We start from the raw sequence: 13401 nt of genomic DNA, 5'->3' as shown, positions 1-13401 counted from the left end.
CACATGTCCACCCTAGAGATTCGTGACCTGCAGGTCGCCGTCGAGGACAAGGAAATCCTGCGCGGCGTCAACCTGACCGTTCAGGCCGGGCAGACCCACGCCATCATGGGCCCCAACGGCTCGGGCAAGTCGACGCTCGCCTACGCCATCGCCGGCCATCCGAAGTACACCGTCACCGGCGGCCAGGTGCTGCTCGACGGCGTCGACCTGCTGGAGCTGTCCGTCGACGAGCGGGCCCGCGCCGGCCTGTTCCTGGCCATGCAGTACCCCGTCGAGGTCCCCGGCGTGTCCGTGTCGAACTTCCTGCGCTCGGCCGTCACCGCCGTCCGCGGCGAGGCGCCCAAGCTGCGCGAGTTCGCCAAGGACCTCAAGGGCGGCATGGACGCCCTGTCCATCGACCCCGCCTTCGCCCAGCGCAACCTCAACGAGGGCTTCTCCGGCGGCGAGAAGAAGCGCCACGAGATCCTCCAGATGGAGCTGCTCAAGCCGAAGATCGCGGTGCTCGACGAGACCGACTCCGGCCTCGACGTCGACGCGCTGCGCGTGGTCTCCGAGGGCATCAACCGCTTCCGCGCCTCCGGTGACACCGGCGTGCTGCTGATCACCCACTACACCCGCATCCTGCGCTACGTGAAGCCCGACTTCGTCCACGTCTTCGCGGCCGGCCGGATCGTCGAGCAGGGCGGGCCCGAACTTGCCGACAAGCTCGAGGCCGAAGGCTACGAGCAGTACACGAAGGCGTCTGCATGACTTCACACAGCTTCGATGTGGAGAAGATCAGGGAAGACTTCCCGATCTTCTCCCGCGAGCTGCCCGACGGGCGTCCGCTCGTCTATCTCGACTCGGGCAACTCCTCACAGAAGCCCAACCAGGTCATCGAGACCATGCGGGAGCACCTGGCGCTGCACTACAGCAACGTCGGGCGCGCCATGCACGTGCTCGGCGCCGAGTCGACCGACGCCTTCGAGAACGCCCGCGACAAGGTCGCGGGCTTCGTCGGGGCGCCGTCGCGCGACGAGGTGATCTTCACCAAGAACGCCTCAGAGGCGCTCAACCTGCTCGCCTACTCCTTCGGCAACCCCGTCAACACCGACCCGCGCTTCACCCTCGGCCCCGGTGACGAGATCGTCATCTCCGAGATGGAGCACCACTCCAACATCGTGCCGTGGCAGCTGCTCGCGCAGCGCACCGGCGCGACGCTGAAGTGGTTCGGCGTCACCGACGACGGGCGGCTCGACTACACGCCCGAGCTCATCACCGAGCGGACGAAGATCGTCTCGATCGCCCACCAGTCCAACGTGCTGGGCACCGTCAACCCGGTGACCGAGGTGGCCGCGCGGGCCCGCGAGGTAGGCGCGCTGGTCGCGCTCGACGCCTCCCAGTCCGTGCCGCACCACCCGGTCGACGTGACCGCGCTGGGCGCCGACTTCGTGGCCTTCACCGGCCACAAGATGGTCGGCCCCTCCGGCATCGGCGTGCTGTGGGGGCGCACCGAGCTGCTGGAGGCCATGCCGCCGTTCCTGGGCGGAGGCGAGATGATCGAGGCGGTCTGGATGGACCGCTCGACGTACGCGCCGATCCCGCACAAGTTCGAGGCGGGCACGCCGCCGATCGTCGAGGCCATCGGGCTCGGCGCGGCGGTCGACTACCTCACCGAGGTCGGCATGGAGGCCGTCGAAGCGCACGAGCGCACGCTGACGGCCTACGCGCTCGACGCCCTGCGCGAGGTGCCCACCCTGCGCGTCATCGGCCCCGAGACGCTCGAAGGGCGTGGGGGCACGGTGTCGTTCACGCTGGAGGGCATCCACCCGCACGACGTCGGGCAGATCCTGGACGACCAGTTCGGGGTCGCCGTACGCGTCGGGCACCACTGCGCGCGCCCGCTGCACCTGCGTTTCGGAATACCCGCGACCACGCGGGCGTCGTTCTACCTGTACAACACCACGGGCGAGATCGACGCCCTGGTGCGCGGCCTCCATCACGTTCAGAAGGTGTTCGCATAGCCATGATCGGCGAGTCGATGTACCAGGAGCTGATCCTGGAGCACTACAAGCACCCGCAGGGGCGCGGGCTTCGTGAGCCGTACGACGCCGAGGTTCACCACGTGAACCCGACGTGCGGCGACGAGATCACGCTCAGGGTCAAGGTGGGCGACGCGGGCAAGATTCTGGACGTCTCCTACGAAGGTCAGGGCTGCTCGATCAGCCAGGCCGCCGCCTCCGTGCTGCACGAGCTGACCGCCGGATCCACGGTCGACGAGACGCTCTCCGTGGTCGACGAGTTCACCCGGCTCATGCAGGGCAGGGGAAAAGTCGAGGCCGACGAGGAAGTCCTCGGTGACGCCGTCGCGTTCGCGGGCGTGGCCAAGTTCCCGGCGCGCGTTAAATGTGCGTTGCTTTCATGGATGGCGTACAAAGACGCCGTTGTGAGGAGTGCTGCCGAATGAGTAAGCCTGTGGAGACTCCGACCGGCTACGACGGTGACGCGACCGCCGAAGAGGTCATGGAGGCGCTCAAGGACGTCGTCGACCCCGAGCTCGGCATCAACGTCGTCGACCTGGGCCTGATCTACGGGCTCAACCTCGACCCGTCCGACGGCGGGCAGCCCGTGGCCACCATCGACATGACGCTGACCAGCGCGGCCTGCCCGCTGACCGACGTCATCGAGGACCAGGCCCATTCGGCGCTCGACGGCATGGTCTCCGACGTGAAGATCAACTGGGTCTGGCTGCCGCCGTGGGGCCCTGACAAGATCACCGACGAGGGGCGCGAGCAACTGCGTATGCTAGGCTTCAACGTCTGATCTTTTCCGCTGTCACGGCTGGCGTAAATCGTCAGCCGTTTCAGCGTGCCATAGCGGGTTCCGGAAAGTCCGTGCCCCCGGCCGGGGAATATCCGATAATATCCCCGGCGTTGGAAAACAGGTACACCTGACGTCTCATCGCGCGTCACGCATCGCCTGCGGCCGGTGCTCCGGTGTCCCCCCTCATTTTCATCCCGCCCTCATGGCGGGCGCCCTTGAACGTGTGCGGCCACAGGCCGCACGTCCCGGCTCGTCCTTTCGCAGAAGTGACGCGCCACTTCGACGGAAAGGCACGAATTTCGTGACCATGCTTGACGCTGTCATGCCCACGCTCGGCGAAACCTCCCCTGAGACGAACGCCGAGACCAACGCTGGGCAGCCGGGCCCGTCCGAGTTCGAGCTGCTTGGCCTGCCCAAGCCGCTCGTCAACGGACTGGCCAAGCTGGGCTTCGACAGCCCGTTCCCCATCCAGAGCGCGACGATCCCCGACGTGCTCGCCGGCCACGACGTCCTCGGGCGCGGCCAGACCGGCTCGGGCAAGACCCTCGCCTTCGGCCTGCCCACCATGGCGCGCATCGCCGGTGTGCGACCCGCCCCCGGGCGGCCGCACGCGATGATCCTCGTGCCCACCCGCGAGCTCGCCCTCCAGGTGCACGACGCCCTCGAACCCCTCGGGCGCGGCCTCGGCCTGCGCATGAAGGTCATCGTCGGCGGCATGTCCATGGGCAAGCAGATCGAGGCGCTGCGCCGCGGCGTCGACATCGTGATCGCCACCCCCGGCCGCCTGGGTGACCTCATCCGCCAGGGTGAGTGCTCGCTGGGCGACGTCGAGGTCAGTGTCCTCGACGAGGCCGACCACATGTGCGACCTCGGCTTCTTCCCCGTCGTCACCGAACTGCTCGCGCAGACCCCGGCCGACGGCCAGCGGCTGCTGTTCTCGGCCACGCTCGACGGCGACGTCGACAAGCTGGTGCATCGCTTCCTCAAGGACCCGATCACCCACTCCGTGGCTCCGGCGACCTCGCCGGTCGACACCATGGAGCACCACGTGATGCAGGTGTCGCGCGACGACAAGTTCGACGTCACGGCCGAGATCGCCAACCGCGAGGGCCGTACGATCATCTTCGTCCGCACCCAGCACGGCGTGGACCGGCTGTGCAAGCAGCTGGCCAGGGTCGGCGTCAAGGCGGGCGGCCTGCACGGCGGCAAGCGCCAGAACCAGCGCACCCGCATCCTCGCCGAGTTCCGTGAGGGCTCCGTCAACGTGCTCGTCTGCACCGACGTCGCGGCGCGCGGCATCCACGTGGACAACATCAGCCTGGTGCTGCACGTGGACCCGCCGCAGGACCACAAGAGCTACCTGCACCGGGGTGGCCGCACGGCCCGCGCCGGCGAGAAGGGCACGGTCGTCACGCTGGTGCTGCCCAACGAGCGCCGCTCGACCGACGCCCTCACCCGCCGCGCCGGGATCCACCCGTTCCGGCTCAAGGCCACGCCTGGTCACCCCCGGCTCGCCGAGGTGACCGGGGCCCGCACGCCGAGCGGCGAGGCCGTTCCCGTGTGGGAGCCCGACGTCCGCAAGCCGCTGCGCCCGCGCCGCGAGGGCGGCTCGTCCGAGCGCAGGGGCCGGGGGCGGGGCCGCCGGGATTTCGACGGTGAGCGCCGCCCGCGCCGGCACGACGACGGCGAGCGCTCGTTCGGCCCCGGCGACGACCGCCGCCCGCGGCGGCACGAGGACGGCGACCGTCCTTTCACCTCGGGTGACGACCGGCGTCCGCGCCGGCACGACGACGGTGAGCGTCCCTTCACCTCCGGCGACGACCGGCGTCCGCGCCGGCACGACACGGGTGATCGGCCGTTCGGGCGTACGCAGGAGCAGCGCCCGGTCGGCGACGACCGCCGCCGTGACAGCCGGCCCGCTCGGGGCGGCTACCGCTCCGACGACCGCCCGCTCCGGCAGGACGACCGCGGGCAGCGCGCCGGCGGCTACCGTTCCGACGACCGGGGCGGCCGTTTCGCCGCTGACCGTGGCCGGCCGTTCTCGGCCGACCGCGAGCGCGGGGTGCGCTCCGACGAGCGTGCGCCGCGTGACGGCTACCGCTCCGGCGGTGGCGGCGGGCGTCCGGACGACCGCGGCGGTAACGGTGGTTTCCGCCGCAACTCGGGGCGCCGCTTCGAGCGCTGACCACGTCTGACGCCGCGACATACGGCGACATATCACGACGCTGCCCGCCGTGCCTTCCGAGGCGCGGCGGGCAGCGCCGTTTCCGGGCGGGTGTGCGTACGCGTCGGCCCCCGTCGGCCCGCGAACGTCCGGCCGCGTCGTTTCACGTCGTTGCACGTCGGCTCACGTCGGCTCACCGTCGGCTCACGTCGGGTCGCGCTGTCTTGCGTCGTCTCGCGTGGCGGACGCGGGGCGGCGCCACCCCATGACGCAGACTAGGCTTATCAGGCACGCAGCCGACCGACGAGAGAGATCATGAAGACCTTCGAAGAGCTGTTCGCCGAGCTGTCAGAGAAGGCCCGGACCCGGCCCGTGGGCTCGGGCACCGTGGCCGCGCTCGACGCCGGCGTCCATGCCATCGGCAAGAAGGTCGTCGAGGAGGCCGCCGAGAGCTGGATGGCGGCCGAGCACGAGTCAGACGACAGGGCCGCCGAGGAGATCTCGCAACTCCTCTACCACGTTCAGGTGCTCATGATCGCCAAGGGCATCGGCCTCGACCAGGTCTACAAGCATCTCTAGGGCGCCCAGGCGCCCGGCACCCGGAGATGACGGAAGCGAGACACACGTAAGGACCTGACATGCTGCGTCTGGCAGTACCCAACAAGGGCTCGCTCAGCGAGGCCGCCCAGAGCATGCTGAAAGAGGCGGGCTACCGCTCGCGTCGTGACAGCAAGGAGCTCGTCGTGGTCGACGAGGCCAACGGCTGCGAGCTGTTCTTCCTGCGCCCGCGCGACATCGCCGTCTACGTCGGCGAGGGCACCCTCGACGTGGGCATCACCGGCCGCGACATGCTGATCGACTCCGGCGCCCCGGTCGAGGAGATCATGCCGCTCGGTTTCGGCGACTCCACGTTCCGGCTGGCCACCACGGCCGGCGCGATGGCCTCGGCGGCCGACCTCAACGGCCGGCGCATCGCCACCTCCTACGCGGGACTGCTCGAGAAATACCTCTCCGACCAGGGCGTCGACGCCCGCGTCATCAAGCTTGACGGAGCCGTCGAGACCGCGATCCGGCTCGGCGTGGCTGACGCCGTGGCCGACGTGGTCGAGACCGGCACCACGCTGCGCAACGTCGGCCTGGAGGTCTTCGGCGAGCCGATCATGCGCTCGGAGGCGGTGCTGATCAAGCGGCAGGCCGTGCCCGACACCCAGGGCGTCGAGCAGCTCGTCCGCCGTTTCCAGGGCGTCGTGCACGCCCGCGACTACGTGATGATGGACTACGACATCCGGGCCGAGCGCATCGAGGAGGCCATCGCGCTCACTCCCGGCATGGAGGGGCCCACCGTCTCCCCGCTGCACCGCGAGGGCTGGGTCGCCGTGCGCGCCATGGTCCGGCGCAAGGGCCACCAGCAGGTGATGGACAAGCTCTGGGACATCGGCGCGCGCGCCATCCTGGTCACCGACATCTACGCCTGCCGCCTCTGACGCCGCTGCGGCGGGGCGGGCGTGATCCGGACCCGACGACCGGGCCGCCGGGGGCGGGTGATCTGACAAATGTCACCGTCAACGGCGGAGGGATCACACTGATGCCGGGCGCCCGCCCCGCCCTAGCGTTCGAGGTATGCGATCCTCCTCCAACGCGGTCGAGTTCGACCACGTCAGCAAGTACTACGGGGCCGTGCTCGCCGTCGACGACCTCTCGCTCACCATCGAGCCCGGCACGACGGTGGCCCTGCTGGGGCCCAACGGCGCCGGCAAGTCGACCTCCATCAACCTGCTGCTCGGCCTGCTGCTGCCCTCGTCGGGCGCGGTCCGCGTACACGGCCGTACCCCGGCCGAGGCGGTCAGGGCCGGTCAGATGGGGGCCATGCTCCAGAACGGCGCGCTCATCCCCGAGCTGACCGTCAGGGAGCTCATCGACCTCGTCCGCCGGCTCTACCCGCACCCGCTCGCCCTCGACGAGCTGCTCGGCCTCGCCGACCTGACCGAGCTGGCCGGGCGGCGGGCCGGCAAGCTGTCCGGCGGGCAGGCCCAGCGGGTCAGGTTCGCCCTGGCCGTCGCGGGCGCGCCCAGGATCCTGCTGCTCGACGAGCCCACCGCGGCCATGGACGTGGAGTCCAGGCTGCGGTTCTGGGCGAGCATGCACGACTACGCGGCCGGCGGCAGGACCGTGCTGTTCGCCACCCACCAGATGGAGGAGGCCGACGAGCACTCCGACCGGGTGATCGTCATCGCCAAGGGGCGGCTGGCCGCCGACGGCACCGCCGCCCAGATCAAAGCCGACGCGGGCGGCCACGCCGTCAGCTTCGCCCTCGGCGAGCAGCCCGCCGCCGGGCTGGACCGGCTGCCCGGCGTCACCGCCGTGGAGATCGTCGCCGGCACGGCCACGCTGCACACCTCCGACACCGACGCCACCCTCGACGGGCTCTACCGGGGCACCGCGCTCGACGTACGCGGCCTCACCCTCACCGGCGCCGACCTCGAAGCCGCCTTCCTCCAGCTCACCCGGGAGTCCCGATGATCCACTTCGCCAGGGCCGACATCGTGCGCCTGCTGCGCAACCGGCGCTACCTCATCTTCGTGATCGCCTTCCCCGTCGCGCTGTACCTGATCAACGCCAACATCTACGGCGATCAGACCGACGGCTCCGGGCTCGGCTACAACGTGATCCTCATGGTGTCGATGGCCGCCTACGGCGCGCTGGCCTCGTCCATGATGAGCTCGGCCGTGCCGCTGGCCACCGAGCGGCAGTCCGGCTGGCTGCGCCAGCTCCAGATCACCCCGCTGCCGTCCTGGGCCGTCATCGTGACCAAGCTCGGCACCGCGCTGGCGCTCGTCCTGCCCTCGCTGCTGCTGGTGAGCGTGGCGGCGGTGGTGCAGCAGGGCGTGTCGCTGCCGCCCGGCCGGTGGGCGGCGCTGCTGCTCGCCATGTGGCTGGGCACGGTTCCGTTCATCGCGCTGGGGCTCGCGCTCGGCTCGGTGCTGTCCGCCGACGTGGCCCAGCCGGCCTCGATGGTGTGCATGTTCGCCCTGGCCATCGCCGGGGGCCTGTGGTTCCCGCCGGAGATCTTCGGCGCCACGATGAAGACCGTCGCGGAGCTCACGCCCTCCTTCCACTACGCGAGCCTCGGGTGGAGCCTGGCCGGCGGGCACGGGGTGAACGCGGTGGACGTGCTGGTCGTGGCCGGGTGGGCGGTCGTCCTGGGCGGGGCGGCGGCCTACCTCTACCGGCGCGCTACCGTACGAGGATGAGCTTCGCCGACAGGATCACCTTCGGGCGGGCCGACGGGGGCGCCTCGCGCGGGAGGCGGCTGCTGGGCACGTCCGCCGGGATGGTCTACCTGGTCTTCCCCATCGCGGAGATCGTCACCGGCGGGCTCACCGGAGCCCGGGCCGTCTGGGCGGGCCTGCTGCTCGCCGCGTTCGTCGCCTCGTTCCTGGCCACGGTGCTCAGCTCCAAGAGCTTCCTGGAACGCAGCCGCTGGACCTACCCGCTGCTCGCGCTCACCACCGTGCTCGGGATGACCGGCGCGCTCGTCTTCGCCGGCTCCTGGCTGAGCCTGCCGGTCTACGCCGTCGTGCTGTACGGGTTCTCGCTGCCGGCCCTGTGGGCGCTCGGGGGCATGGCGCTGAGCCTGGTGACCATCCTGGTCGGGGGCCTGCTCAACGGCGGCACCGCCGAGACCCTCATCGTCCTCGGCATGCAGGTGGTGACCCTCGGCGTGCTGTTCATCAGCGTCCGCAACACCAGGACGCTGACCGTCGAGCTGCACCGGGCCCAGGACGAGGTGGCCCGGCTGGCCGCCGCCGAGGAGCGGCTGCGCATCGCCCGCGACCTGCACGACCTGCTCGGCCACAGCCTGTCGCTGATCGTGCTCAAGAGCGAGCTGGCCGGGCGGCTGGCCGAACGTTCGCCGCGGGTGCGTCAGGAGATCGGGGACATCGAGTCGGTGGCCAGGAAGGCGCTGGTGGAGGTACGCGAGGCCGTCACCGGCTACCGGCAGCGCAGCCTGGCAGAAGAGCTCGACAACGCCAGGACGGTGCTGGCGGCGGCCGGCGTACGCGCGGAGGTCCGCACCACGGGCCGGGGGATGGGCGCGTCCCCCGAACCGCTCGACGGGCTGCTCGGCTGGATCGTCCGCGAGGGCACCACCAACGTCGTCCGGCACGCGCGGGCCACCCGGTGCGAGATCAAGCTCACGTACGGTGGGGCGCACGCGACGCTGGAGATCGTGGACGACGGCAAGGACGGCAGCGGCCCCTACACGCCGGGCAGCGGCCTGAGCGGGTTGTCCGAACGGGTGACGAGCGCGGGCGGCACGGTCACAGCCGGCCCCGAACCGGCCGGCGGTCATGCGCTGCGCGTGCGGATCCCGGCCGGGGCGGGCGCGTGATCCGGGTACAGAGCCAGGCTGGGACGAGGGCGAGTACATGATCCGAGCACAGAGCCCGGCCGACGCGAAGGCGGGCGCATGATCCGGGTGCTGCTGGCCGAGGACCAGGGCATGATTCGCGGCGCGCTGGCCTCGCTCCTGGGCCTGGAGCCCGACATCGAGGTCGTCGGCGAGGCCGCGGACGGTGACGAGGCGCTGGCCGTCGCGGTCGAGGTGCGGCCCGACGTCGCGCTGCTCGACATCGAGATGCCCGGCACCGACGGGCTCACCGCCTGCGCGAAGATCACCGAACGGGTGCCGGAGTGCCGGGTGATGATCCTGACCACCTTCGGGCGGCCCGGCTACCTGCGCACCGCCATGGAGGCCGGGGCGGTGGCGTTCCTGGTCAAGGACAGCCCGGCCAGGGAGCTGGCGGCGGCCATCCGGCGGGTGCACGCGGGGGAGCGGGTGATCGATCCCGGGCTGGCCGCGGCCGCGCTCAGCGCCGGACCCAACCCGCTGTCGGGCCGCGAACGCGACGTGCTGGCCGCGGCGGCCGACGGCTCGACGATCGTCGACATCGCGGGGCGGCTGCACCTGTCGGAAGGCACGGTCCGCAACTACCTGTCGTCGGCGATCCAGAAGACCCGTGCCCGCAACCGCATCGAAGCCGTTCAACGCGCCAGAACCCAGGGCTGGCTCTGACCCGCACGATTGCCCCCTCGCTGCTCGCACGGTGCCGGCGCGGTTGGTGGTGGCTGTGGTCAGTAGCGGAGTTCGGCGAGGATGGCGTAGTGGTCGGAGCCTGGGTCCGGGCCGGCGCCCACGACCTCGCAGCGCACCGGATGCCCCGCGCCGCCGGCTCGCGGCCAGGCGCTGAGGACGTAGTCGAAGCGGCGCGGTGGATACAGGCCGGGCCGCGCAAACGGGTTGGCGTCGCACCACGTGTGTCCTGGGCCGCCGTCGCCGGCCACCTCCCACGCGTCGTAGAACACCACGCCGGGCGTCGCCGGCACGGTGCGTCCGGTCAGCATCCTGATCTCGTCGCTGTCCGGCCCGGCGTTGAAGTCACCGCACACCAGCGCGGGACGCCGCCGCGAGGCCACCTCGCCGACGAACGCGGTCAGCGCCCGTACCTGCTCCTGCCGCGCCCCCGACTCGTCCAGCCGGAACGCGCCGATGATGACGCTGAACACCTGTAACGGGCCGCGCGGCCCGGCCAGCTCGCAGAACAGGGCACTGCCGGGGTTCGCACCGCCCGGCAGGGGGCGCTCCTCTCGCCGCGCGACCGGCCAGCGGGACAGCACCGCGCACGCGGCCCCGTCAGCGGACCCAGCGCCCTCGCCGTTCCCGCCGCTCCCGCTGCCCTGCCCGCTTCCGCTGCTTCCGCCGTTCCTGCCGCCCCCGCCGTACGACGCGACGTGCTCGTAGCCCAGTGACTGGCCCGCCCACTCCTGCAGCGCGACCACGTCGGGGTCGTGCTCGCGCACCACCTTCTCGATCACCTTCGCCCGCCGCGCGTACGGGCCGGACTCGCCCCACACGTTCCAGGTCAGCACGCGTACGCGGGTGCCGATCAGCGGCCCGTACGGCTCGGCCTCGTTCACACCAGCTCCTCGACCGCCTTGATCGCCAGATCGACCTGCTCGGGCGTCGTCACGATGCTCGTGCCGAAGCGCAGCAGCGAGTGGCTGTACGGGGTCACGCTGGTGAGCACCTTCTTCGCGCGCAGCCGTTCCACCGCCTGGAGCGGCGGCATGCCGGTGATCGCGCAGCAGACCAGCCCCGCCGACAGCTCCGGCGCCTGCGGCGTGGCCAGGGTGACGTGGGAGATGCCGGCCAGCCCCGCCTTCAACCTGGTGGCCAGCTCCTGCGTGCGCTGCTGGACGCGGTCCTTGCCGATCGAGGTCATGAACGCGAACGCCTGCGGCATTGCCCACCGGTGTTCGAACGCCTTGTAGCCGCCGGGCGTGACCAGATCCGCCGTGCTGCCCGTCGGCTCGCCGCCCATCTGCCAGGCGTTGAACGCCGCCGCGCTGAAACTGGGCACGATGGGGGCCACCGGCTCCCAGTCGCGGCCCCACACGATGCCCGTGCCGCGCGGCCCGAACAGCCACTTGTGCGTGCCGCTGGCCAGGAAGTCGCAGCCCAGGTCCGCCACGCCGTCGGCCATGGCGCCGAAGCCGTGCACCCCGTCCACGCACAGCAGCACCCTGTCGTGCTCGTCGCGGCCCCGGTTCGCCTCGGCCAGCATGTCGGCGACGGCCCGTACCGGCACGCGTACGCCCGTGCTCGAATGCACCCAGGTGATCGCCACCACGCGGGTGCGGGGGCCCAGCCCTTCCTTGATCGCCGACACCATGCGGTCGGCCGAGGCGCGGGCGGGGTCGTCGTACAGCTTGACCTTGCGGATCTTCGCGCCCGTGCGCGCGGCCATCAGCCGCAGGCCCTCGTGGGTGGCCAGGAAGTCGTGCTCGGTGGTCAGCACGTCCTGGCCCTGGCGCAGGCCGAGACCGGTGTAGAGCAGGCCGAGGCCCATCGTGGTGCTGTCGGTCAGCGCGATCCCGCCCGGCTCGGCGCCCAGGTAGCGGGCGGCGGCCTCGCGCACGGTCGTGTCGGGGAATTCGCCGCCGGGCGGGGTGTACTCGGGGTCGGCGTCCAGGGCGTCGCGGTGCGTCGCGATCGCCCGCCTGACCGGGGCCGGGGCGGGGGCGAGCACGAACGCGGCGAAGTGCGCGGCGGCCGGGTCGAGGGCGAACTGGGCTCTGACGGAAGCCCAGTCGGCCGGGTCGAAGGCCGTGGCGGCCGGTTTCGGCTTGGGGGAGTCCGCCGTGCACGCCGCGACCCCGGACAACACCCCGGCGCCGAGCAGGGTCCGTCTGTTCAGCATGATTACTTCCTATCCCGGCCGCCCCGCGCTTGTCAGCCGCGGATCGCGCTCGGTCGCCCGGACCTGTCAGGTGCGGATCGCGCTCACCTGTCTGATCAGGTCCGAGACGCGGACGATGCCGAGGCAGCGGTTCAGCTCGTCGGTGACCACCAGGTCGTCGTAGACGCGGGCCGCGTCCCGGCCGGCCGCCTGCATGGCCGCGATCGCCGGGGTGGTGCGCGGCACCGTACGCGGTGGGTCGGCCAGGCGCTGAGCGGGCTTCGAGCCGTGCAGGGCGTGACCGTACCGGGCCGCGAACGACAGCAGGAACCGGCTGCGGTCCAGGCTGCCCTTGGGCCGCTGGAACTCGTCCACCAGGATCACGCTGGTGATCGTCGGCTCGTGCCCGAAGGCCGCCACCGCCTCCTCCGCCTTCGCCTCCGCCGGCAGGGTCACGGCCGGCAGCAGCATCTCCTGCACCCGGGGGCCGAGCATGATCGCCGCGGGCGACTCGTCCGCGACCGGCAGCGGCACCCGTACCTTGCCGTCGGGGCCGGGCGCGAGCAGGGGGCCGTGCGCGAGCCGTACGCCGAGGCCGCGGAGCACCGCCACCTGCGCCTCGCGGTGCACGCCGCCCGCCATCACGTGCGCGCCGACGTCGCGCGCCAGCGACGTCACCGCCCGCACCACCGCCGTCGCCCGGTGATCCGCCGGGACGCGCGCCACCACGTCGGGATCGAGGGCCAGCACGTACGGCGCCGCCTCCGCGACCAGGTCGAGCGCCGGGCCGCCCGAGCCCACGCCGGCGAAGCCGAGCAGGTAGCCGATCGTGCGCAGCCCGTCGAGCCCCACCTTGAGCAGCGGCCTGTCCTGGTCCTGGCACGTTCCGGTGAGCAGGAGGATGGCCTCGCGCGGATGCCGGCCCGCCCTCCGCAGCGCCTCGTGCAGGGGCGCCAGCGTGCCCGCGCCCGGCAGCACCGTCCGTACCGGCAGCTCGATGATCATCGGGAGGGGCGCCGCCCTGAGTGAGCCGGTGGCGTCCACGGTGGCGGGGTGCGCGATGACGGCACCGGTATCGAGGTCCACCATGGGACTGGTGAGCAGGGAGGACACGTACAGATGGTGCTCCCGTCACCGGCGCCCCAGAAGCCCCACGAGACAGAATTTACCGACATTTCGGTTAGGGTTCCCCGC

Annotated in this window: 14 protein-coding genes; 11 read left to right on the top strand and 3 right to left on the bottom strand. The window is 71.5% G+C overall.

What is annotated here, in order from left to right; translation table 11 throughout:
- Positions 1 to 3 precede the first annotated feature (3 nt).
- The 11 genes from sufC (at position 4) to AB0C28_RS46835 (ending at position 10043) form a co-directional block, all read left to right on the top strand.
- Positions 4 to 750 (top strand): Fe-S cluster assembly ATPase SufC, encoded by a 747-nt coding sequence (gene sufC / locus AB0C28_RS46885; protein ID WP_106251463.1) that lies wholly within the window; start codon positions 4 to 6, stop codon positions 748 to 750.
- Positions 747 to 2003 carry a cysteine desulfurase gene (locus AB0C28_RS46880; RefSeq protein ID WP_357854317.1) on the top strand — a complete coding sequence of 419 codons (1257 nt, stop codon included), beginning with the start codon at positions 747 to 749 and terminating at the stop codon, positions 2001 to 2003. The genes sufC and AB0C28_RS46880 overlap by 4 nt, the downstream gene beginning before the upstream one ends.
- Before the next feature lie 2 nt (positions 2004 to 2005).
- On the top strand, positions 2006 to 2446 hold the full coding sequence (gene sufU, locus AB0C28_RS46875; protein ID WP_358082611.1) for a Fe-S cluster assembly sulfur transfer protein SufU: 441 nt from the start codon (positions 2006 to 2008) through the stop codon (positions 2444 to 2446).
- Positions 2443 to 2802 (top strand): metal-sulfur cluster assembly factor, encoded by a 360-nt coding sequence (locus AB0C28_RS46870; RefSeq protein WP_106251458.1) that lies wholly within the window; start codon positions 2443 to 2445, stop codon positions 2800 to 2802. Before sufU ends, AB0C28_RS46870 begins: the two co-directional genes overlap by 4 nt.
- Before the next feature lie 307 nt (positions 2803 to 3109).
- On the top strand, positions 3110 to 4987 hold the full coding sequence (locus AB0C28_RS46865) for a DEAD/DEAH box helicase (protein ID WP_357854311.1): 1878 nt from the start codon (positions 3110 to 3112) through the stop codon (positions 4985 to 4987).
- 294 nt (positions 4988 to 5281) lie between these two features.
- A complete protein-coding gene (locus AB0C28_RS46860) occupies positions 5282 to 5545 on the top strand; it encodes a phosphoribosyl-ATP diphosphatase (protein ID WP_357854308.1) in 264 nt (87 codons plus the stop codon).
- 59 nt (positions 5546 to 5604) lie between these two features.
- Positions 5605 to 6450: an ATP phosphoribosyltransferase gene (gene hisG / locus AB0C28_RS46855; protein WP_357854305.1), complete on the top strand. Its 846-nt coding sequence runs from the start codon at positions 5605 to 5607 to the stop codon at positions 6448 to 6450.
- A 136-nt stretch (positions 6451 to 6586) separates the two neighbouring features.
- Complete coding sequence (locus tag AB0C28_RS46850; protein WP_358082609.1) at positions 6587 to 7486, top strand: ABC transporter ATP-binding protein; 900 nt, start codon at positions 6587 to 6589, stop codon at positions 7484 to 7486.
- Positions 7483 to 8217 carry an ABC transporter permease gene (locus tag AB0C28_RS46845; protein WP_358082606.1) on the top strand — a complete coding sequence of 245 codons (735 nt, stop codon included), beginning with the start codon at positions 7483 to 7485 and terminating at the stop codon, positions 8215 to 8217. The genes AB0C28_RS46850 and AB0C28_RS46845 overlap by 4 nt, the downstream gene beginning before the upstream one ends.
- Positions 8214 to 9359, top strand: a complete 1146-nt coding sequence (locus AB0C28_RS46840) for a sensor histidine kinase (RefSeq protein ID WP_357854297.1) — start codon at positions 8214 to 8216, stop codon at positions 9357 to 9359. Before AB0C28_RS46845 ends, AB0C28_RS46840 begins: the two co-directional genes overlap by 4 nt.
- Before the next feature lie 78 nt (positions 9360 to 9437).
- Complete coding sequence (locus AB0C28_RS46835) at positions 9438 to 10043, top strand: response regulator transcription factor (RefSeq protein WP_357854294.1); 606 nt, start codon at positions 9438 to 9440, stop codon at positions 10041 to 10043.
- Between the two features lie 59 nt (positions 10044 to 10102).
- Here the strand turns inward: AB0C28_RS46835 and AB0C28_RS46830 are convergent, their stop codons facing one another.
- From AB0C28_RS46830 to AB0C28_RS46820, 3 genes are all read right to left on the bottom strand, one after another.
- Positions 10103 to 10945, bottom strand: a complete 843-nt coding sequence (locus tag AB0C28_RS46830) for an endonuclease/exonuclease/phosphatase family protein (protein WP_358082603.1) — start codon at positions 10943 to 10945, stop codon at positions 10103 to 10105.
- Positions 10942 to 12228, bottom strand: a complete 1287-nt coding sequence (locus tag AB0C28_RS46825) for an aminotransferase class V-fold PLP-dependent enzyme (protein ID WP_358082599.1) — start codon at positions 12226 to 12228, stop codon at positions 10942 to 10944. The genes AB0C28_RS46830 and AB0C28_RS46825 overlap by 4 nt, the downstream gene beginning before the upstream one ends.
- Before the next feature lie 66 nt (positions 12229 to 12294).
- Positions 12295 to 13320: an EAL domain-containing protein gene (locus AB0C28_RS46820; RefSeq protein WP_358082596.1), complete on the bottom strand. Its 1026-nt coding sequence runs from the start codon at positions 13318 to 13320 to the stop codon at positions 12295 to 12297.
- Positions 13321 to 13401: the final 81 nt, after the last annotated feature.

The organism is Nonomuraea sp. NPDC048892 (assembly GCF_040649735.1).
GTDB lineage: Bacteria > Actinomycetota > Actinomycetes > Streptosporangiales > Streptosporangiaceae > Nonomuraea > Nonomuraea maheshkhaliensis.
This window is presented reverse-complemented; position numbering and strand designations above follow the sequence as displayed.

What these genes read in the sequence shown, in the direction of transcription:
- hisG (WP_357854305.1), top strand. Translation starts at nt 5,605, where the DNA reads ATGCTGCGTCTGGCAGTACCCAACAAGGGCTCGCTCAGCGAGGCCGCC.
- sufC (WP_106251463.1), top strand. Translation starts at nt 4, where the DNA reads ATGTCCACCCTAGAGATTCGTGACCTGCAGGTCGCCGTCGAGGACAAG.
- AB0C28_RS46840 (WP_357854297.1), top strand. Translation starts at nt 8,214, where the DNA reads ATGAGCTTCGCCGACAGGATCACCTTCGGGCGGGCCGACGGGGGCGCC.
- AB0C28_RS46850 (WP_358082609.1), top strand. Translation starts at nt 6,587, where the DNA reads ATGCGATCCTCCTCCAACGCGGTCGAGTTCGACCACGTCAGCAAGTAC.
- AB0C28_RS46860 (WP_357854308.1), top strand. Translation starts at nt 5,282, where the DNA reads ATGAAGACCTTCGAAGAGCTGTTCGCCGAGCTGTCAGAGAAGGCCCGG.
- AB0C28_RS46870 (WP_106251458.1), top strand. Translation starts at nt 2,443, where the DNA reads ATGAGTAAGCCTGTGGAGACTCCGACCGGCTACGACGGTGACGCGACC.
- AB0C28_RS46865 (WP_357854311.1), top strand. Translation starts at nt 3,110, where the DNA reads ATGCTTGACGCTGTCATGCCCACGCTCGGCGAAACCTCCCCTGAGACG.
- AB0C28_RS46845 (WP_358082606.1), top strand. Translation starts at nt 7,483, where the DNA reads ATGATCCACTTCGCCAGGGCCGACATCGTGCGCCTGCTGCGCAACCGG.
- AB0C28_RS46835 (WP_357854294.1), top strand. Translation starts at nt 9,438, where the DNA reads ATGATCCGGGTGCTGCTGGCCGAGGACCAGGGCATGATTCGCGGCGCG.
- AB0C28_RS46825 (WP_358082599.1), bottom strand. Translation starts at nt 12,228, where the DNA reads ATGCTGAACAGACGGACCCTGCTCGGCGCCGGGGTGTTGTCCGGGGTC.
- sufU (WP_358082611.1), top strand. Translation starts at nt 2,006, where the DNA reads ATGATCGGCGAGTCGATGTACCAGGAGCTGATCCTGGAGCACTACAAG.
- AB0C28_RS46880 (WP_357854317.1), top strand. Translation starts at nt 747, where the DNA reads ATGACTTCACACAGCTTCGATGTGGAGAAGATCAGGGAAGACTTCCCG.